The organism is Streptomyces sp. NPDC054866 (assembly GCF_053610745.1).
Genome location: NZ_JBSGZA010000003.1, coordinates 912,011 through 931,628, shown reverse-complemented (window position 1 = coordinate 931,628; position 19,618 = coordinate 912,011). Strand labels below are relative to the sequence as shown.

Sequence of the window (19,618 nt, the reverse complement as noted above, 5' to 3'; positions counted from 1 at the left end):
GTTGACGTGCTCTGGAGCGGTGTCAATAGGCCCGGCGCGACCTGGCACGGTATGCGTCATGTCCCGGAATGGCCCGGACATACGGCGCTGTGGCTCAGGCACAACGAGATCGATACTGTTCACTCATGCCCGACTACCACGATGATCTGCGTCTTGCCCACGTCCTCGCGGACGCCGCCGACGCCGCGACGATGGACCGGTTCAAGGCTCTCGACCTCAAGGTCGAGACCAAGCCGGACATGACGCCGGTGAGCGAGGCGGACAAAACGGCCGAGGAGCTGATCCGCTCGAACCTGAAGCGGGGCCGGCCGCGCGACGCGATCCTCGGTGAGGAGTTCGGAGTCGAGGGCACGGGCCCCCGCCGCTGGGTGATCGACCCGATCGACGGCACCAAGAACTACGTACGCGGGGTGCCGGTCTGGGCCACGCTGATCTCCCTGATGGAGGCGGGCGAGGGCGGCTTCCAGCCGGTGGTGGGTGTCGTGTCGGCGCCCGCGCTCGGCCGACGCTGGTGGGCCGCGAAGGGCGCGGGCGCCTACACCGGGCGCAGCCTGACCTCCGCGACCAGGCTCCACGCCTCCAAGGTCTCGCGGCTCCAGGACGCCTCGTTCGCGTACTCCTCGCTCACGGGCTGGGAGGAGCAGGGCCGCCTGGACGGGTTCATGGACCTCACGCGCGCGGTCTGGCGCACGCGTGGCTACGGCGACTTCTGGCCGTACATGATGGTCGCCGAGGGTTCGGTCGACATCTGCGCGGAGCCCGAGCTCTCGCTCTGGGACATGGCGGCGACCGCGATCATCGTGACCGAGGCGGGCGGCACCTTCACCGGCCTCGACGGCGCTCCCGGCCCGCACAGCGGCAACGCCGCGGCGTCGAACGGCCTGCTCCACGACGAGCTGCTCGGCTACCTCAACCAGCGCTACTGAGGCGTACGTCCCTTTGGCGCACGCCCTGAACTGGCAGCACGCGCCCCCTTGTTGACGACCCGCATGGCTGCGACTCTGAGAGTCCCCCCACTTGTGAACTTGTGAATCGCTTCTCTTGCGGTCCACTCAGGAGGTGGCTCAAGCCCATGCTCGTCCGCGACGCCATGAGCACGGTGGTCCTCACCATCGGTCCCGCCCACACACTGCGCCAGGCCGCGCGTCTGATGTCGACGCGCCGCGTCGGCGCGGCCGTCGTCCTCGACTCCGACAACTCCGGTCTGGGAATCCTGACCGAGCGCGACGTCCTCATCTCGCTGGGACTCGGCCAGAACCCCGACACCGAGACCGCCGGCACCCACACCACGACCGATGTCGTCTTCGCCGCCCCGTCATGGACCCTGGAGGAGGCGGCCGACGCCATGGCGCACGGCGGCTTCCGGCACCTGATCGTGATGGACGGGAACGAACCGACCGGCATCGTCTCGGTCCGCGACATCATCCGCTGCTGGGCCCCGAGCAGGCGCCCCGCGCCCACGCTCACGGCCTGAGCACTCCCCGCGACCCGTGAACGGCAGGCGGGCCGGACCCCCGAAGGGATCCGGCCCGCCTGTTCTCCCTACGACAAACGGTCTCAGCCGCGCAGGGCCTGGACCGCGGCCTCAAGACGCTTGCCGAAGTCGCCGTCCGCCTGACGGAAGTTGTTGATCGCGCGCTCGGCGATGTCGTCGCGCGAGACACCCGCGATGTTGCCCGCGAGGTTCTCGATCAGCCGTGCCTTCTCGTCCTCGGACATCTTGCGGTAGAGGTTGCCCGCCTGCACGAAGTCGTTGTCCTCGGCGTGCGAGGGCGCCTCGTGGTTGCCCGTGCCACCACTGACCGGGGTGGTCACCCAGAGCGGCCGGTCCGTCTGGAACGGGCCGCCGAAGGAGTTCGGCTCGTAGTTCTTCGCGCCCTTGTGGCGGCCGTCGTACAGCGCGCCGTCACGCGAGTTGGTGCGCGCCTCGGTGGCGTGCGGGCGGTTCACCGGCAGGTGGTCGGCGTTGATGCCGACGCGGTAGCGGTGGGCGTCGCCGTACGCGAAGAGGCGGCCCTGGAGCATCTTGTCGGGCGAGGGACCGATGCCCGGCACGAAGTGCGCGGGACTGAAAATGCTCTGCTCGACCTCGGCGAAGATGTTCTCCGGGTTGCGGTTGAGCTCCAGCTTGCCGATCTCGATCGGCGGGTAGTCCTCGTGCGGCCACACCTTGGTGAGGTCGAACGGATTGAAGCGGTACGTCGCCGCTTCGGCCGCCGGCATGATCTGCACCTGCACGGTCCAGGACGGGAAGTCGCCGCGCTCGATGGCCTCGCGCAGGTCGCGCTGGTGGGAGTCGGGGTCCTCACCCGCGAGCTTCGCCGCGTCGGCCGCCGTCAGGTTCTTGATGCCCTGGTCGGTCTTGAAGTGGTACTTGACCCAGAAGACCTCGCCGGCCTCGTTGTTCCACTGGTACGTGTGCGAGCCGTACCCGTTCATGTGGCGCAGCGTCGCCGGGATGCCGCGGTCGCCGAAGAGCCAGGTGACCTGGTGGGTCGACTCGGGGCTCAGGCCCCAGAAGTCCCAGACGTTGTCGGCTTCCTGCGAGCCCGTGTACGGGTCGCGCTTCTGCGTGTGGATGAAGTCGGGGAACTTGATGGCGTCCTTGATGAAGAAGACGGGGGTGTTGTTCCCGACCAGGTCGTAGTTCCCCTCCTCCGTGTAGAACTTCAGCGCGAAGCCACGGGGGTCGCGCACGGCGTCGGCCGAGCCGAGGTTGCCGGCGACGGTGGAGAAGCGGAGGAAGGTCTCCGTCTGCTTGCCGACCTCGGAGAGGAACTTCGCACGCGTCCACTGCGAGACGTCGCGGGTCAGCGTGAAGGTGCCGTACGCACCGGCGCCGCGCGCGTGGACGATGCGCTCCGGGATGCGCTCGCGGTTGAAGTGCGCGAGCTTCTCGAGCAGCGCCTGGTCCTGGACGAGAACCGGACCGCCGACACCAGCGGTCTCGCTGTTCTGGTTGTCAGCGACCGGCGCGCCGGCCTCCGTGGTGAGCGGTCCCTGCGTCACGTGCGCCTCCTGCGTCATTTCCTGCAAGTCCTGTCCTTGGGTTTCGCTGAACCCGATCCTACGATGGACTTTGTCTAAGTCAAGTGAACATCCAAAGTCACACCTCGTCGGGAGTTAGGCTCCTCGCCTGCTAGGCTGGTTCTCATGAGCGACCTGTTGGAACGACTGCGCGGCCGCGGCTGGCGCATGACCGCGCAGCGGCGCGTCGTGGCCGAGGTCCTCGACGGGGACCACGTACACCTGACCGCGGACGAGGTGCACGCCCGCGCCGTGGACAAGCTGCCCGAGATCTCCCGGGCGACCGTCTACAACACCCTGGGCGAGCTGGTGACCATCGGCGAGGTCCTCGAGGTCTCGACGGACCGCAGGGCCAAGCGGTACGACCCGAACGCCCACCGCCCCCACCAGCACCTGGTGTGCGCGAAGTGCGGCACGATCCGCGACGTCCACCCCACGGGCAACCCCCTGAGCAGCCTCCCTGACTCGGAACGCTTCGGCTTCACGATCGAGGGCGCGGACGTCACCTACAGGGGCACGTGCCCGAACTGCGCGGGGGCGTAAGGCTTTCGCCTGGTTTGTGGGCAGGCGTTCCGCAGGGCGGAACGGGTGGGCACAAACCACCCACGATCCGCACACGGCAGCGAATCTCAGCCAGAGCAGACCTCTTCCGGAATCTGACGGTGCGTCATATGGTCGGCGGCGCCCAACATCCGCCTGCCCTCCGCAAGGAGACACCGTGGGAGATCCGCACCCCAAACTAGAAGCCCACGCAGTAACGAGAACGTTCGGCCGCGGCGCCAAGGCCGTGGACGCCCTGGGCCCGCTGGACCTCACCATCGCCCCAGGTGAATTCGCCTGCATAGTCGGCCCCTCAGGCTGCGGAAAATCAACGCTGCTCCGCATAGCCGCAGGCTTACTGCGCCCCAGCAGGGGCGAGCTGACCATCCGCACAGCCGCGCAGCGACCCGCCGCGATGATCTTCCAGGACTACGGCATCTACGACTGGAAGACCGTCCAGGCCAACGTCCGCTTCGGCCTGGACATCCAGCGCGTACCGCGAAAAGAAGCAAACGCCCGCGCCACGGCCCTGCTGACCCGCTTAGGCCTCGCCGACTTCGCCGACGCCTACCCCGCCACCCTCTCCGGCGGCATGCGCCAACGCGTGGCCATCGCCCGCGCCCTGGCCGTGGAGCCCGAGATCCTCCTGATGGACGAGCCGTTCGCGGCCCTGGACGCCCAGCTCCGCACGATCCTCCAGGACGAGCTCCTCGACCTCACCCAGACCACCCGCACCACCACCCTCTTCATCACCCACAGCCTCGAAGAGGCGATCGTCCTCGGCGACCGCGTCCTGGTCATGTCCGCCCGGCCGGGCCGCATCATCGCCGAACACCGCCCTCCGTTCCCGAGGCCCCGCACCGGAGACGTACGCGCGACCCCTGAATTCACCGCCCTCAAGGGCGAGTTGTGGGACCTGCTGCGTGGCGAGGTGGTCCGCGAGGGCTCGCAGGACGAGGCGGCCGTGGCATGACGACGACCACCTCACCCAAAGCGCCCGGAGAACCCCAGGACGGCGTGCTCGTCCGCAAGCCCGGCCCCCAGGAGCTGCACCCCGCCCGCACCCACCGCAGGCGCCGCACCCTGGAGATCGGCCTCGCCGTAGCCGTCCCCCTCGCCCTGATCCTCCTCTGGCAGCTGGCCGCCACCCAGGCCTGGATCGACGACCGCGTCTACCCCGCTCCCCAGACCATCCTCGAGGACGGCTGGGAGCGCGCGGCGGACGGCGACCTGTGGCCCGACGTCTGGGCCACGCTCAAGCGCGTGCTCGCCGGCTACGCGATCGGCACGGTCACCGGCTACGCGCTCGGCCTCCTCATGGGCTCGCTCTCCCTCGTACGCGCGGCGCTCGAACCGCTCCTGGACGCGCTGTACGTCGTACCGAAGCTGGCCCTGCTGCCCGTCTTCCTGAACATGTTCGGCCTCGGGGAAGGCCCGCAGATCGCGCTCGTGGCGGCCACCGTCTTCTTCTTCGTGTGGATCTCGACGATGGCGGCCGTGCTCGCCGTACCGTCCGGACACCGCGACGCGGGCCAGGTCTTCGGCGCGTCGCCGTGGCAGATGTTCCGCCACGTCCTGCTGCCCGCCTCGCTGCCCGCCGTGCTCGTGGGCGCGCGGATCGCGGCGGGCGTCGCGGTCCTGGTGATCGTGGCGTCGGAGCAGATCGCGGCGTCGAACGGCCTCGGCCACCTGATCTTCGACTCCCGGGCGCTCTTCCAGAACGACGTGATGTTCGTCGGCATCGTGTGCGTGGCCGTGCTCGGCGTCGTCTTCTCCGAACTGGTGCGGATCGCGGGCCGGTTGCTCACCCCGTGGGCCCCGCGCGACCGCGGCAGAAGCCAGTCCTGAAGCAGCAGCCATGAACCAGCAGTCATGTACCAGCTGTCATGAACCATTCGTACGCGTACGGAGGCTCCATGCACACCCGCATCCGCACCCCTGGCGTCGCTGCCCTCACGCTGCTCGTGGCGGGCGCGCTGCTCGCCTCCGCGGGCTGCGCGAAGGAGGACGACACCACGGACTCGGCAGCGCCCGCGAAGCCCCGCACCATCAAGGCGGTCCCCGGCTGCGGCAAGGGCAGTTGGACGGACCCGTCCGACCTCGCCAAGGACCGCGCGCCCGCCCGCTGCGACAAGGGCGCCCCGGCCCCGCGCCCCCTGCCCAAGGAGCGCAGCCTCACCATCGCGACCGGCACACTCAGCGCCGAGTACGTCGCGCCCCTTCAAATGGCCGTGCAGAAGGGCGAGTTCAAGAAGGAGGGCTTGAACGTCCACCTCAAGGTGCTCCCCACCCCCGATGCCCTCCCGCTCCTCGCCAAGGGAGACATCGACGCCCAGTGGGCCGCCCCCGAGGCCGCCGTCATGAACGGCATCACGGGCGGCTTCACCATCAAGTGGGCGGCCGGGAACTTCTCCCCCGACCCGAAGTCCAAGAGCGGCCTGTGGGTGAAGCTGAAGAAGGGCGAGAGCGCGGACCACGTCCCGATGGCGGGCCGCAAGCTCGGCACCATGATCGGCAAGGGCTCGGTCATCTCGTACCCCATGAGCAAGGCCCTGAAGAAGCACGGCGGCGGCCTCGACAAGATCCAGTTCCAGCAGCTGGGTTCGGCGGACGTCCTGACGGCACTCCAGAACGGCGGCACCGACTCCGCCTGGCTCCTCGACCCGGTCTGGCGCAAGGTCGACGGCGACAAGCAGTACGCCTTCCTCGGCGGGCAACCTCGGGGCGAGCCGCTCGGCGGCCTCCTGTTCGGCCCCAACCTCCTGACCAAGGACCCGGACGCGGGCGTCGCGCTGCTGCGCGCGTACATCAGGACCGTGAACACGTACTTCGCCGGTGACTACAAGGCGGACAAGGCCTTCGTGGCCGAGCTCGCGAAGCTCCTGAAGACCGACGAGGCGGTCCTGAGGTCGACTCCGTCACTGCGCATGGACTGGGAGATCCGGGCCGGCACGACGGACCGGCTCCAGGCGGCGTACGAGGCCGCGGGCGTCGCCGAGGGCGACAAGGTCCCGGAGGAGAAGGCGGTGGACCGCAAGCTGTACGAGGAGGCGGTGGGTCACAAGCGGTAGCGGACCGGTTACGCACCACACAGGACAAACGGGCCGGTAACGCACCAAGGGCCGGAAAGCTTCGAAAAGCTTTCCGGCCCTTGGCCTTTAGTAGCGGGGACAGGATTTGAACCTGCGACCTCTGGGTTATGAGCCCAGCGAGCTACCGAGCTGCTCCACCCCGCGCCGTTGTGTTGTAACCGTACGTCAAGCGCGACGACCAGCGCAAATCCGTTCCGCGCGCTGGCTGTGGGTGGGCTGTGCCCACCCACAGCGGTCAGGCAGTCAGCTCCTGCTGAAGCGCCTCGCGCAAGCGAGCCGCCCGCTCGGAAACCTCAGCGGGCCCAAGCTCCACGGCCCGGGAAGCCCACCGCTGCCCCTCGACCAGCTGCCCGCGCCGAGCGTAAAGCAGCGCAAGCCGCAGCGCAGCCCGCCCGTGCCCCGCGTCAGCGGCCCGCGTCCACCACAGCGCGGCCTCGGGCTCACTGCCCTCACGCGCAAGCAGCAGCCCCAGATTGAACGCGCCGTTCCGGCTGCCCGCGTCCGCCGCGAGGCGGTACCACCGCGCCGCCTCGACGACGTCACCGCGCCCCGCGGCCAGCATCCCGACCCGGACCTGCGCACGCCGGTGCCCCTGCTGTGCCGCCCGCTCGTACCACTCCTCGCACTCGGTCTTCTCCGCGGCGGGCTCCCCGAGGGCGGGCGGGCCCGCGGCGGACCGCCGCGCGTCGAGCACGGTGCCGAGCCGGTACGCCGCCTCCGCGCTGCCGCCACCGGCAGCGCACCGCAGATGCCGCTCGGCGTCCTGCTCGTCGCCCTCCCGCAGCCGCGCGGTGCCGACCTGAAGCGCGGCCTCGGTGTGCCCGGCGGCCGCCGCACGCTCGTACCAGGGCAGGGCGGAGCCCTCGTCGTCACGGGACGCGTACAGAATCCCGAGGTTGAAGGCCGCGTCCACGCTGCCAGCCTCCGCGGCCTTGGAGAACCACGGCTCGGCGCCGGCCGCGTCGCCGCCCTGGAGCAGCAGCACGGCGAGCGCGTTGGCGGCCTCGCGGTGACCGGCGTACGCGGCGCGCCTGTACCACTGGTCGGCCTGCGCGGTCCGCCCCTGCTCGGCGCAGAGCAGACCGAGGTTGTACGCGCCGTTCACGTCGCCCGCGTCCATGGCCGCCCTGTACCACCGCTCGGCGGTCTGGGTCTCGCCCCGCTCGGCGTGCAGCGCGCCCAGGGCGTTCGCGGCGTTCCCGTCGCCGTCCTGGGCTGCTTTCAGCCACCAGACGGCGGCGCTCTCCTCGTCGCCCGCGTCACGCAGCAGGAAGCCGAGGGCGCAGGCGGCGCGCGCCTCCCCGTCCTTCGCGGAGTTCAGGTACCAGCGCCCCGCCTCCTTCAGCTCGCCGCGCTGCTCCAGGATCGCGCCGAGGTGCAGCGCGGCCCGCCGGTGACCGCGCGCGGCGGCCTGGCGGTACCACTGCTCGGCCTCGGCGGCAGCGGAACGTACGCCTCCGTCTTCGGTGCGCTCGGCTGTGGCGCGCCGGTCGAGGGCGCGGGCGATGCGGTACGCGGCCTCGCGGTGACCGCGCTCGGCCGATGCCCGCATCCAGCGCTCGGCGCCGACGTCCCCGCGGTGCTCCAGAAGATCGGCGAGGGCGTACGCGCCCAGGGCGTGGCCCTGCTCGGCGGACTGCCGCAGCCAGTACTCCGCGGCGGGCTCGTCGCCGCGCTCGCGGTGGTGCCGTCCGAGCGCGTGCGCGGCCGCGGCGGAACCGGCGACGGCGGCGACCCGCCACCAGCCGGCCGCCTCGTCGGCGTATCCGCGCTGGTGGAGGAGGACTCCGAGGTTGTTGGCGGCGGCGCGGTCGCCCTCGGCGGTCGCAGCACGCAGGAGAGATTCGGCCCCGTCGAGATCACCGCGGCGCAGCAGAAGGCTTCCGAGGACGCTCATCGCGTCGACGTCTCCGGCCTCGGCGGCCAGCCGATGGCGCATCTCCTCGGCGGCCGCCCCGGGATCCTCCCGGTCGGCCGGCTGCATAAACCGCCCTGTCTCCAACAGAGTTGCCTTGTCCCCCATAACGTCCATCGTCGCACCACCTGCAACCTGGGTACACCTGGTATACCGCAGCCAGTGAGGTCACTTCAGCGTTTTGTCGACATGCCCACAGAGAGATAAGTGAAACACAGTTTTCCCAACTCCCCCCGGGCGGAGCACGGTTCGCACAGACCAGCGCACGACACCACGGACCCCGGTCACACACGACGAAGGCCCGGATCCGATAAGGATCCGGGCCTTCGTCTTCTAGTAGCGGGGACAGGATTTGAACCTGCGACCTCTGGGTTATGAGCCCAGCGAGCTACCGAGCTGCTCCACCCCGCGCCGTTGTGTTCAAACCGTACCACGGCGCGGAGGGGGTGTTTCGCAGCTGGTCAGCCGCCGTTCTTGTCGCCGTCCTTGTCGCCGTTCTTGTCCGCGTTCTTGTCGTCCTTCTTGTCCGCCGCTGCCTGGGCGTCCTCGGCTCGCTGCAGGGCGTCCTCGAGCTTCTCCTGCGCTTCGCCGTAGGCCTTCCAGTCGCCGTCCTTCAGGGCCGTCTGCCCGTCCTCGAACGCCTTCTGGGCGTCGTCGAGGGCGGCCTGCACCGTCGGGTCGTTCGTCTTGGGCGGCTCGGTCGGCTCGTCCGTGTCGCCCTCGTCGGCCGGTGGCTTGGTGGACCCTTCGGCACCGAAGACCTGGTTGAGGCCGTCGCTCAGGGAGTCCGCGAACGCGGTCTCCGTACCGTAGGACACCGCCACCTTCTTCAGGAGCGGATACGCCGATTTACGTCCCTGTACGTACACGGGCTCGACGTAGAGGAACCCGTCGTCCAGTGGCACGGTCAGCAGATTTCCGTAGAGGACGTCGGAGTCGGCGCCCTTCATGTCCCGGACGAAGTTACCGACCTCGGTCATCGAGTTCAGCTTGTTCTGGACCTGTTCCGGGCCGTCCACGTCGCCCGTGACTCTCAGCAGTTTCATCTTGCCGAAGTCCTTGCTTCTGGCGTCGGCGTCGACCGTCATGAAGGCGCGCAGATTGGGGCGCCCGCTTGGGGTGAACGTCGTCGTCAGTGCGAACTGCTGCTGCGTCTGGCCCGGCGTCTTCATGGACAGGTAGTACGGCGGGACCGCGCTGTTGTCCTTCTTCGTCGGGTCGTTCGGCACCTGCCAGGCGTCACTCGCGTTGTAGAACTGGCCGGGGTCCGTGACGTGGTAGAGCGTCAGGAGCTCGCGCTGCACCTTGAACATGTCCTGGGGATAGCGCAGGTGGTCCATCAGGGCCTTGGGGATCTCACCCTTGTCCTTGACGGTGTCCGGGAACGCCTTCTTCCAGGTCTTCAGGACCGGGTCCTTGTCGTCCCAGGTGTAGAGCTTGACCTCTCCGGTGTACGCGTCGACGGTCGCCTTCACCGAGTTGCGGATGTAGTTGACCCGGTTCTGCTGGGCCACCACCGCGCGCGCGTCGTCGGACTCGGAGAGCGAGTCGGCCGTGGTGTCGCCGAGCGTGGTCCGCGAGGCGTACGGATAGCCGTTGCTCGTCGTATAGGCGTCGACGACCCACTGGATCTTGCCGTCGACGACCGTCGGATACGTGTCGCCGTCGATGGTCAGCCAGGGAGCCACCGACTCGACGCGCTCCTTGGGTGTGCGGTTGTAGAGAATCCGCGACCCCTCGCCGATCGCGCCCGAGTACAGCATCTGCGGTTCGCCGAAGGACACGGCGTACGCGGCTCGGTTGATCGGGTTGGAGAGGTTGACCCCGCTGTTGCCCTTGTAGCTGTAGGTCTTCTGGCCTCCGCCGTCCTCTTCGTAGTCGAGCTCCTTCTGGGGCCCGCCCACGATCGAGTACTGGGTGGTCTTCTCGCCGTAGTAGATCCGCTGCTCGTACTGGCCGAGGTTGCCGGCGGTCGGCAGGCCGTAGTTCGTGAAGTCCGGCGCGCCCTTGGAGCCCTTCTTCGTCTCCGTGCCCTTGGCCGTGACCATGCCGTAGCCGTGGGTGTAGGCGAAGTGGTCGTTGATCCAGTTGCGCTTGTCGAGCTTGTCGAGGCTCAGCTCACGCAGACCGACGACGGTGTCCTGGCCGTTGTAGCGGTCCACGTCCAGGGTCGTCGGGAAGCGGTAGTACTCGCGCTCCTGCTCCAGCTGCTGGAACGTCGGCGAGACGATGTTCGGGTCGTTCAGCCGGTAGTTGGCGGCCGAGTCCGCGTCGTCGCGCTTCTTCTTGGGATCCTCGTCGGCCTTGCCCGCGCCCTTGTAGTCCTCGGGCTTCACGCCACTGATGCCGTACGCGTCGCGCGTCGCCTTGATGTTCTTCTGGATGTAGGGCGCTTCCTTGGCCTGCTCGTTCGGCGAGACCTGGAACTTCTGCACGATGGCCGGGTACAGACCGCCGATGAGGATGGCCGAGAGGACCATCAGGCCGAAGCCGATGACCGGAAGCTGCCAGGTGCGCCGCCACAGCGTCCCGAAGAAGAGCAGGGCGCAGATGACGGCGATGCAGAACAGGATGGTCTTCGCCGGCAGGTACGCGTTCGCGTCCACGTAGCGAAGGCCTGTCCAGTTGCCCGTCGCCTTGAAGTCGCTGGACTTCACCGCGAGGCCGTACCGGTCGAGCCAGTACGCCACTGCCTTGAGCGTCACGAAGACGCCGAGCAGCACCGACAGGTGCCCGGTGGACGCCGCCGTGGCGCGCGCGCCGGGGCTGGTGATCCGCAGCCCGCCGTACAGGTAGTGCGTGAGGGCCGCGGCGATCAGGGAGAGCACCGTCGCCGCGAAGCCGAAGCCCAGCAGGAAGCGGTACCAGGGCAGGTCGAACGCGAAGAACGACACGTCCAGGTGGAACTGCGGGTCCTTCTGACCGAAGGAGACGCCGTTCACCCACAGGAGCCACGTGCGCCACTGGCCCGCGGCGGACGCGCCCGCGATCAGGCCGACGAGCGTGGCGATGCCGAGCAGCAGCCACTTCTTGTACGGCGCGATGCTCATGCGGTACCGGTCGAGGCTCTGCTGCTCCATCGACATGGCGCTCAGCGGCGGGCGCAGCCGGTGCGCCAGCCAGATGTTCAGTCCGACCGCGGCCGCCATCAGGAGGCCGAAGACGAAGAACAGGCCGATCTTGGTCCACAAGGTCGTCGTGAAGACCGACGAATAGTTGACCGAGCGGTACCACAGCCAGTCCGTCCAGAACCCCGCGAACATGACGAACACCATGGCGAGTACCGCCAGGATGCCCAGTGTCATGAGCAGGGTCCGGACGCGACGGGACGGTCGGCCCACTCTGATCCGTGGCCCCGTCGGGCCTCCGCCGCGGTCCGGCATCTGGAAAGCCAAGGTGCGCACCTCGAAGTTCGATGTTGATTCTGTTGGTCCGTCAGGGCCCTGTGATCGTGGACCCACACCTATGCAACTTACCTACGCTTTACTCGGTTCCCGTTTCTCGGGACTAACGAGGCAGGATTGTGACCATGTCCAACACTCCCATGGCAGCGAGCCCCCTCACCCGTGCCGTACTCGAGATCGATGAGTACGCGTCCGGCATCGGCTGGGACCGGCCCGCACGCCTCTTCGCGCTCGTCGACACGGCGCGACTGCGCTCCCAAGAACCCGGCCTCGCCAACCAGCTCGGCCTCGACAACTCCCCCGAGGAAACCGGCCTCACCCCCATCGAGCAGGAGGAGATCCCGGAGGGCAAGCCGCTGGACGAGTTCCTCGGCACCATCGCCTGGCCGGACGCCGTGGCGGGCTGCGCCCTCACGGTGGAGCGCCTGATGCTGCCGCCGTCGGCGGAGACCTCCGTGCCGGAGGGCCTCAGCGAGGGTCAGCTCGCGAAGTGGGTGGCCGAGCACCCCGACCGCCAGGAGGTCCGCATGACGGTGGCGGTGCTGCGTGACGGTGCGCGTGAGTCGGCTCTGCGGCTGCGCGAGAAGGACTCGCCCACCGAGGTCCTCACGGGGTCCGACCTGGTTCCGGGGCTCGCGGACGCGCTGGCGGCCACGTTCGCCGACTGACACCACGACGTTCTCGTACGCGGGTGGGGGCGGCCCCACCCGCGTACTTCTGTCTTCGTGGTCCGTGCCGCTACTTCTTCGCCGTGCACTGCGGCAGGTCCGCGGTGTCGCCCTTGCGGATGTCGTCGAGTGCGTCGACCGCGTCGTCGATGGTGTCCACCTTGACCAGCGTGAGCCCGTCGGGGACGTCCTTGGCGGCCGTGGCGCAGTTGTCCTTCGGCGTCAGGAAGTACTCGGCGCCCTTGGCGCGCGCGCCGACCGTCTTCATACCGATGCCGCCGATCGGGCCGACCTTGCCCTTAGCGTCGATCGTGCCGGTGCCGGCCACGAATTTGCCGCCGGTGAGGTCTTCCGGGGTCAGCTTGTCGACGATGCCGAGCGCGAACATCAGTCCGGCGCTGGGGCCGCCGACGTCGGCGAGCTTGATGTCGATCGTGAACGGGAACGTGTGATCGGTGCCGGCTTCGATGCCGACGATCGCGCGGCCGTCCTGCGCCTTCTCCGTGGTGATCTTGACCTCGTCCGTCCGGGTCGGCTCCTTGCCCGCCTTCTCGGCGGCGGCCGCCTCCTTGACGGGGACGACACTGAAGACGACGTCCTGGCCGGGCTTGTGCTTGGTGACCAGCTTGGCGACGTCCGTCATCTCCTTCACGGGCGTGCCGTCGACCTTCCTGATGACGTCACCGGCGTGGAGCTTGCCCTCGGCGGGGCTGTTCTTGAAGACGGTGGAGACGACGACCTGGGACTTCACCGGGAGGTCCAGTTCCTTGAGCGCCGCGACCTTGGCGCTCTCCTGGGACTGGCTGAACTCCTCGGCGTTCTCCTGGGTCGACTGCTGCTCGGTCTTGCCGTTCGGGTAGAGGGTGTCGTGCGGCACCACGATGTTGTCGTGGGCCAGCCAGCCGTACACGGCCTCCGCGATGTTCATGTTGTAGTCGGCGCTCGTGACCCGGACCGTCGTCATGTTCAGGTGACCGGTCGTCGGATAGGTCTTGTGGCCGGAGATCTGCAGCACCGGCTCGCCGCCGTGGTCGCCGAGGGTGTTCACCGTCGGACCCGGGGACATCTCCGAGTACGGCACTTTGATGAGGACTCCGGCGCAGAGCAGCGCGATCAGCATCAGGGTGGAGGCGAGCATCGTCGCGGTGCGGCGTGGCATGGAACGACAGTACGGGACCTGTCTGTCAGTGCACCCCTGGGGCCAGTCCGTACGGGGCCCGGGGCCTCACGTTCCGGAGTGGGACTTCTCCATCGCCTCGCGGAAGGCCGCGTAGCCGTTCAGCTCGGTGTGGTCCCCGGTCTTTCCGGACTTCCGGTTGCGCGCCGCCAAGGCAGCCCACAGCCCCGCACCGACCGCTGCCGCAAACGGAATCAGCAACCAGGCAAGTGATGCCATGTCGACCTCCCGACCCCTTGAGCGACCGCAACTGACTGATCAGCAGATTAACCATCCGCTGCGTCAACGCTCACGCCAGGGGTCGGGTTACGCAACCGGAAGCACTTGGGGCCAACTGGCCGGTTGGTGGCGGCAGGACCTCAGCAGGCCCCGACCCACTCCTCCTGGCCGTCGGAGAAGCGCTGGTGCTTCCAGATCGGCACTTCGTGCTTGAGGTCGTCGATCAACTTGCGGCAGGCGGCGAAGGCCTCCGCGCGGTGCGGGCAGGAAACCGCCACGACGACCGCGAGGTCCCCCACCGCCAGGTCGCCGACGCGGTGGACGGCGGCCAGCGCGCGCACCGGATATTCGGCGACGACCTTCTCGGCCACCCGGCGCATCTCGGCCTCGGCCGTCGGGTGGGTCGAATAGCCGAGCTCGTCGACGTCCGCACCGCCGTCGTGATTGCGCACGGTCCCCACGAAGAGCGCCGTGCCACCCGCGGCGTCGTCGCCGACGGCCCGGAAGACCTCGTCCAGGGAGAGCGGTGCGTCACGGATCGCGAGGAGCCTGATGGGGTCCTGCGCGGCCTGCTCGCCGGGGTGGTCGTTCGTGGTGCGTGCCATGCGGCCATGGTGCCGCACGGCACGGACATCACGGAATAGCGCTTTCGCCCGGCACGCGCGCGTGCCGCGTTGGAGCTCTCTACAGGACCGCGGCCGGGCCCGGCCACGTCTCAGATCCGGCGCCGCGCCTTCCGCGCACGCCGCACAACCGCGGCGGCGCCCAGCAGCGCGACCGTCGCACCCGCGGCGCCCGCGGCCGTCGCGTCCTTGCGGCCCAGCCTGCGTCCCGCCACGGTCCGGCGCCCCGCGACCTCCTCGAGCAGCTCCGCGAGGACCTCCTCGTTGGTCCACTGCGGCCGCCATCCCGCGTCGTGCAGCCTGCTGACGCTGACCACCCACGGGTACATCGTGTACGCGAGGTCACCGGCCGGAGACGGAGTGAGACCGATCCGGTGCAGCCGCGCTGCCGCGCCCAGGGCCACCGTGGAGGGCAGCTCCATCCGCCGGATCTCGCTGAGCTCCTCGACCTCTTCCTGCTCCAGCCAGCCGTCGCAGCCCACAGCCAGCTCCCCGTCGACCTTCTCCAGAACGGCGTACTCAAGAGCGCTGCACAGGTCCTCGACGTGGCAGAACTGCCAGGCGGGGCGCGAACCGGCCACCACCAGCAGCCGGGGCGACTCGAAGTACCGCGTGAGCGCGGTGTCCGTGCCGCCCACCAGGATCGCGGGCCGCACCACGGTGACGTTCAGACCGGGGTGGGCCCGGGGCGCGCGCCGGGCGAGGCGCTCGACCTCCAGGAGGTCACCGACACCGGTCGCCTCCGCGGTGGCGCGCAGTTCGGCGTCTTCGGAGAGGGGAAGTTCGTTGTCGGACAGCGCTCCGTAGACCATCGCCGACGTGCAGAGCACGACGCGGTGGACACCGGCCGCGGCGGCGGCCGTCAGCACGGTCTGCGTGCCGCGCACGTTGTACGCCGTACGGGCCGCGGCGTCGGTCTCCAGGTCGAGATCGAGCGCGAGGTGGACCACGACGTCCGCGCCCCGCAGCTTCTCGGCGATGGCCGGGTCCCTGACGTCCAGGATGTGCCACTGGGCCTGGGCGCACTCGCCCCGCCGCTCGTCGATGGCAACGACCTGCTTGATCTCCTCGGACGCGGCCAGGCGCTCGGTCAGGAGCGCGCCCACGCCGGAGGCGGCGCCGGTGACGGCGACCACGGGCCCTCGGACGGGGGCCGGGGTTGAAAGGTTTCGCGCTGCGCGAACCTGTGGATCTGGGGAACTCACCAGGCGTCTCCAGCGGTTGTCTTCAGTACGTACGCGAATGACGCGTACGTACCAGGTGGCATCCATCCTGCCGCAGGCCATGAGTCGGCGGAGCACTGAGGCCCGATCCCGTCACGGTGTCTACGCTGGGTGGTGTTGTAAGGCAGCCGCCGCCGGAACCGTACCGGCGGCCTGACGAGCCGAGGAATCCCGTGAGTGACACCCCATTCGGATTCGGCCTTCCGCCGGAGGAGCCGGAGAACGGCGACGAGGGCAAGAAGAAGGACAGCCCCGGAGGGGGACAGGGTGCAGGCGGCCCTGGGAACCCGTTCGGCTTCGGAGGCCTGCCCGGCGCGGGCGGCCCGGGCGGTGACAATCCGTTCGCAGCCATGTTCGGCTCGATGAACCCGAACGACCTGGGCGCCGCGTTCCAGCAGCTCGGCCAGATGCTCTCGTACGAGGGCGGCCCGGTGAACTGGGACATGGCCAAGGACATCGCCCGCCAGACCGTCTCCCAGGGGACGCCCGACGGCACCAAGGACGCGAGCGTCGGTCCCACGGAGCGCGGCGCGGTCGAGGAGGCCATCCGCCTCGCCGACCTGTGGCTCGACGACGCGACGTCCCTGCCGTCCGGCTCCGGCGTGGCCGTGGCCTGGAGCCGCGCCGAGTGGGTCGAGGCGACCCTCCCGGTGTGGAAGGAACTGGTCGACCCGGTCGCCGAGCGCGTCGGCCTCGCCATGGGTGACGTGCTCCCCGAGGAGATGCAGGCCATGGCGGGCCCGCTGATCGGGATGATGCGCTCCATGGGCGGCGCCATGTTCGGCCAGCAGATCGGCCAGGCCGTGGGCGTGCTCGCGGGCGAGGTCGTCGGCTCCACCGACATCGGCCTGCCGCTCGGCCCGGCCGGCAAGGCCGCCCTGCTTCCGGTGAACGTCGAGGCCTTCGGCAAGGACCTGGGCATCGCCCAGGAGGAGGTCCGGCTCTACCTGGCGCTGCGCGAAGCCGCCCACCAGCGGCTCTTCGCCCACGTGCCGTGGCTGCGCTCGCATCTGTTCGGCGCGGTCGAGGGGTACGCCCGGGGCATCAAGGTCGACACCGCCAAGCTGGAGGACGTGGTCGGCCAGCTCGACCCGCAGAACCCCGAGCAGCTTCAGGAAGCGCTCCAGCAGGGCATGTTCCAGCCCGAGGACACTCCCGCCCAGAAGGCCGCCCTGGCCCGCCTGGAGACGGCTCTCGCGCTCGTCGAGGGCTGGGTGGACGCGGTCGTGCACGCTGCGGCCAAGCCCCGCCTGTCGTCCGCCGACGCCCTCCGTGAGACGCTGCGCCGCCGCCGCGCGACGGGCGGCCCCGCGGAGCAGACGTTCGCCACGCTCATCGGCCTTGAGCTGCGCCCGCGCCGGCTGCGTGACGCCTCGCGCCTGTGGGCCTCGCTCACGGACGCGCGCGGCGTGGACGGCCGCGACGGCCTGTGGGCCCACCCGGACATGCTGCCGACGGCCTCGGACCTGGACGACCCGGACGGCTTCGTGCACCACGAGCAGCTGGACTTCTCCGAGCTGGACAAGATGCTCGGCGAGGCAGCGGGCGGCTCCGCCAAGCCGGACCTCAAGAAGGACACCGAGGACGACGGCGACACCAAGGACGAAAACAAGGGCGAGGACAAGGGCGACAGCGACAAGTGAGCCTGTACGACGACACGGTCCTCGTCCTGAAGGGGTACGAGGACGAGGACCAGGAAGAGCTGCGCCAGTACTACCTGGACCATCTCGCCGCCCACCCCGAGGACGGCATGTGGAAGGCCTGCACGGACGGGCATGTGACGGCCAGCGCCCTGGTGATCGACCCGGCGCGCGGGCGCGTGCTGCTGACCTTGCACAAGAAGCTGCGGATGTGGCTTCAGATGGGCGGCCACTGCGAGCCGGGCGACCCGACCCTGGCCGCGGCGGCGCTGCGCGAGGCCACGGAGGAGTCGGGTGTGCCGGGCCTGACGCTCCTGCCGGGAGGCCCCGTCCGACTGGACCGCCACCCGATCCCGAGGCCCTGCACACAGCACCTGGACGTGCAGTACGCCGCCCTGGCTCCCGCCGACGCCGTCGAGGCGATCAGCGACGAGTCACTGGACCTGCGCTGGTTCGCGTACGACGAGGTGGCGGGGGTGGCGGACGAGTCGGTGGTACGCCTGATGGAAGCAACGAGGGCACGGCTGTAGCCGTGCCCCGTAAGGGGCGCGGGGAACCGCGCGACCAGCCACAACCGGCCCGCAGATTTTCCGCGCCCCTTTTGGTTCCGTCCCGCCCGGAGAAGGCTCAGCTCCAGACGTTGCCCTGATTCTGCCCCCGAGCGCCCTGCTGGCCCATGCCGTACTGAGCCCTGGCGCCCTGCCCGATCACGGCGTTCTGGGGCGGCAGCATCTCGCTCGGCTGGACGAGTGCGTAGCCCTGGCCCATGAAGCTGAGCTCCCAGCCCTCACCGGTGTTGCCGCGGCGCCGCCACACTCCCGAGGAGTGCGTCTGGGCCTGCATCTGCACTCGCAGACCGTTGGACCAGGCGACGATCGCGTCGGCGTCGGCGTTCACGTACTGGTCCGGCGTGACCTGGAGCATCAGCGGCTGCCCCGAGGTCATCAGGGCGACCTTGCCGCGGCCCGTGATGTTGAGCTGGTACTTGCCGGAGCCGGAGATGCCGTACTGGCTGTCCACGGCGATGACCTGATGGGTCAGCGACGAGTCGAGCGCGAGGACATAGCTGCTGTCCACGGTCAGGCCGTCCTGGTCCACATCCACCACGTGGATGTACTGGGCGAGGTTGGCGAGATAGACCGTGCCCTGGCCGTGGCAGCGCATCAGGTCGAGGCCCTCGCCGGTGTGGGCGCGGGCCCGCTGGTTGCCCTGGCTCTGGTACTCGGCGTCGAACTCGACCAGACCCTGATAGGCGACCATGGCGCCCTTGCGGGCCAGGATGTCGTCGTGGCCCGCGAGGGCGACCCGCAGCAGCTGCGGGTTCTGGACGGTGTAGCGCTCCTGAGTCTGCTGCTCGGTGTGCGCGAAAAGTGGGCTCTGCATGGTGTGTTGCTCCCCCTCAGCCCCGGGCTCGGAGACGGTCGGTGCTGTCCTCGCTGGGCTGTACGACGACGATGCCCTCTCCGGAGAAGCCCATCTGGTAGGCCTCGCCACTGCCGCGCCCGATGAGCGAACCGGCCTTGAAGCTGCGCTTGCCCTTCACCTTGAGGTTCGGGGACCAGGCGATCAGGGCGTCCGGGTCGACGTACGTCTCGTCATCGCCGCGGCCGCAGTCAACGACGATCGGGGTGCCTCGGGAGGTCAGCGCCACCCAGCCCTGGCCGGAGATCTTGATGTTCCACAGGCCCTGACCGGCGAACTTGGCAAGGCCCTTGACCCGCTCGACACCCCACTGGAGGTTCGCGTCGAAGGCCAGGAGGTTCGTGCCGTTCACCGAGAGCGAGTCGCCCGCCAGATTGATGACGACGACGTCGGCTCCGTAGTCGGCGAGATAGAGCAGGCCGTCTCCGGAGCACTTCATCAGAGGTGCGCCTTCGCCGGTCATCCACTCCTTGGCGATCTGGCGGACCGCGGGCGGATTGGGCTCGTACTGCACGAACCCTTCGTAGGCGACCATCGAACCCACGCGCGCGAGGAGGTCGTTTCCGGTCTGCATCGCCACCTTGACCATGTGGTGGCCGTGGTTCTCCATACGGGCGGCGACAGGCGCCGGGGCAAAGCCCGCGAGTTGCTGATTCATGACGGGCTCC

At 69.3% G+C, this 19,618-nt stretch carries 18 protein-coding genes and 2 tRNA genes; 9 read left to right on the top strand and 11 right to left on the bottom strand.

All coding sequences use genetic code 11. The annotated features are described in order from the left end of the window. The first annotated feature begins 125 nt into the window (after positions 1 to 125). Positions 126 to 926, top strand: coding sequence for a histidinol-phosphatase (gene hisN / locus ACWGI2_RS19610; protein ID WP_453397837.1), 801 nt, complete (start codon positions 126 to 128; stop codon positions 924 to 926). Between the two features lie 146 nt (positions 927 to 1,072). Further along, a complete protein-coding gene (locus ACWGI2_RS19605) occupies positions 1,073 to 1,474 on the top strand; it encodes a CBS domain-containing protein (protein ID WP_453696525.1) in 402 nt (133 codons plus the stop codon). Between the two features lie 83 nt (positions 1,475 to 1,557). Here the strand turns inward: ACWGI2_RS19605 and ACWGI2_RS19600 are convergent, their stop codons facing one another. Then, on the bottom strand, positions 1,558 to 3,027 hold the full coding sequence (locus tag ACWGI2_RS19600) for a catalase (protein WP_453398109.1): 1,470 nt from the start codon (positions 3,025 to 3,027) through the stop codon (positions 1,558 to 1,560). Between the two features lie 126 nt (positions 3,028 to 3,153). Between ACWGI2_RS19600 and ACWGI2_RS19595 the strand changes: the two genes are divergently transcribed. The 4 genes from ACWGI2_RS19595 (at position 3,154) to ACWGI2_RS19580 (ending at position 6,638) form a co-directional block, all read left to right on the top strand. Continuing rightward, a complete protein-coding gene (locus ACWGI2_RS19595; protein ID WP_453397835.1) occupies positions 3,154 to 3,570 on the top strand; it encodes a Fur family transcriptional regulator in 417 nt (138 codons plus the stop codon). A gap of 175 nt (positions 3,571 to 3,745) precedes the next feature. Beyond that, complete coding sequence (locus ACWGI2_RS19590; protein ID WP_453696524.1) at positions 3,746 to 4,540, top strand: ABC transporter ATP-binding protein; 795 nt, start codon at positions 3,746 to 3,748, stop codon at positions 4,538 to 4,540. After that, entirely contained in the window at positions 4,537 to 5,415 is an 879-nt protein-coding gene (locus tag ACWGI2_RS19585; protein WP_453397833.1) for an ABC transporter permease, read from the top strand. The genes ACWGI2_RS19590 and ACWGI2_RS19585 overlap by 4 nt, the downstream gene beginning before the upstream one ends. A 68-nt stretch (positions 5,416 to 5,483) precedes the next feature. Then, positions 5,484 to 6,638 carry an ABC transporter substrate-binding protein gene (locus ACWGI2_RS19580; RefSeq protein WP_453696522.1) on the top strand — a complete coding sequence of 385 codons (1,155 nt, stop codon included), beginning with the start codon at positions 5,484 to 5,486 and terminating at the stop codon, positions 6,636 to 6,638. A 91-nt stretch (positions 6,639 to 6,729) separates the two neighbouring features. Here ACWGI2_RS19580 and ACWGI2_RS19575 read toward each other — a convergent pair. The 4 genes from ACWGI2_RS19575 to ACWGI2_RS19560 form a co-directional block, all read right to left on the bottom strand. Beyond that, positions 6,730 to 6,803, bottom strand: a tRNA-Met gene (locus ACWGI2_RS19575). A gap of 91 nt (positions 6,804 to 6,894) precedes the next feature. Continuing rightward, positions 6,895 to 8,691, bottom strand: a complete 1,797-nt coding sequence (locus ACWGI2_RS19570) for a sel1 repeat family protein (protein ID WP_453696520.1) — start codon at positions 8,689 to 8,691, stop codon at positions 6,895 to 6,897. Positions 8,692 to 8,911: 220 nt separating this feature from the next. Then, a tRNA-Met gene (locus tag ACWGI2_RS19565) sits at positions 8,912 to 8,985 on the bottom strand. Positions 8,986 to 9,035: 50 nt separating this feature from the next. After that, the gene (locus ACWGI2_RS19560) at positions 9,036 to 11,957 is read right to left on the bottom strand and encodes a UPF0182 family membrane protein (protein ID WP_453696778.1); all 2,922 of its coding nucleotides are present in this window, start codon (positions 11,955 to 11,957) and stop codon (positions 9,036 to 9,038) included. A gap of 146 nt (positions 11,958 to 12,103) precedes the next feature. Here ACWGI2_RS19560 and ACWGI2_RS19555 point away from each other — a divergent pair, with 146 nt between their 5' ends. Continuing rightward, the gene (locus ACWGI2_RS19555) at positions 12,104 to 12,646 is read left to right on the top strand and encodes a PPA1309 family protein (RefSeq protein ID WP_453397831.1); all 543 of its coding nucleotides are present in this window, start codon (positions 12,104 to 12,106) and stop codon (positions 12,644 to 12,646) included. Positions 12,647 to 12,716: 70 nt separating this feature from the next. Here ACWGI2_RS19555 and ACWGI2_RS19550 read toward each other — a convergent pair whose 3' ends face one another. The 4 genes from ACWGI2_RS19550 to ACWGI2_RS19535 all read right to left on the bottom strand — a co-directional run bounded on the left by ACWGI2_RS19550 (position 12,717) and on the right by ACWGI2_RS19535 (position 15,870). After that, on the bottom strand, positions 12,717 to 13,805 hold the full coding sequence (locus ACWGI2_RS19550) for a YlbL family protein (RefSeq protein ID WP_453696519.1): 1,089 nt from the start codon (positions 13,803 to 13,805) through the stop codon (positions 12,717 to 12,719). A 66-nt stretch (positions 13,806 to 13,871) separates the two neighbouring features. Further along, entirely contained in the window at positions 13,872 to 14,042 is a 171-nt protein-coding gene (locus ACWGI2_RS19545) for a hypothetical protein (RefSeq protein ID WP_202121319.1), read from the bottom strand. Between the two features lie 140 nt (positions 14,043 to 14,182). Next, positions 14,183 to 14,647 (bottom strand): molybdenum cofactor biosynthesis protein MoaE, encoded by a 465-nt coding sequence (locus ACWGI2_RS19540; protein ID WP_160507121.1) that lies wholly within the window; start codon positions 14,645 to 14,647, stop codon positions 14,183 to 14,185. Between the two features lie 110 nt (positions 14,648 to 14,757). Beyond that, on the bottom strand, positions 14,758 to 15,870 hold the full coding sequence (locus ACWGI2_RS19535; RefSeq protein WP_160507120.1) for an NAD-dependent epimerase/dehydratase family protein: 1,113 nt from the start codon (positions 15,868 to 15,870) through the stop codon (positions 14,758 to 14,760). Between the two features lie 191 nt (positions 15,871 to 16,061). On the opposite strand from ACWGI2_RS19535, the gene ACWGI2_RS19530 reads away from it, so the two are divergent. Next, positions 16,062 to 17,531, top strand: a complete 1,470-nt coding sequence (locus ACWGI2_RS19530) for a zinc-dependent metalloprotease (RefSeq protein WP_453696518.1) — start codon at positions 16,062 to 16,064, stop codon at positions 17,529 to 17,531. Continuing rightward, positions 17,528 to 18,058, top strand: coding sequence for an NUDIX hydrolase (locus ACWGI2_RS19525; RefSeq protein WP_453696517.1), 531 nt, complete (start codon positions 17,528 to 17,530; stop codon positions 18,056 to 18,058). Before ACWGI2_RS19530 ends, ACWGI2_RS19525 begins: the two co-directional genes overlap by 4 nt. Positions 18,059 to 18,155: 97 nt before the next feature. On the opposite strand, the gene ACWGI2_RS19520 is transcribed toward ACWGI2_RS19525, so the two are convergent. Both ACWGI2_RS19520 and ACWGI2_RS19515 read right to left on the bottom strand, forming a co-directional pair. Continuing rightward, positions 18,156 to 18,911, bottom strand: a complete 756-nt coding sequence (locus ACWGI2_RS19520) for an AIM24 family protein (protein ID WP_453397827.1) — start codon at positions 18,909 to 18,911, stop codon at positions 18,156 to 18,158. 16 nt (positions 18,912 to 18,927) lie between these two features. Next, positions 18,928 to 19,608 (bottom strand): AIM24 family protein, encoded by a 681-nt coding sequence (locus tag ACWGI2_RS19515; RefSeq protein WP_453397826.1) that lies wholly within the window; start codon positions 19,606 to 19,608, stop codon positions 18,928 to 18,930. Positions 19,609 to 19,618: the final 10 nt, after the last annotated feature.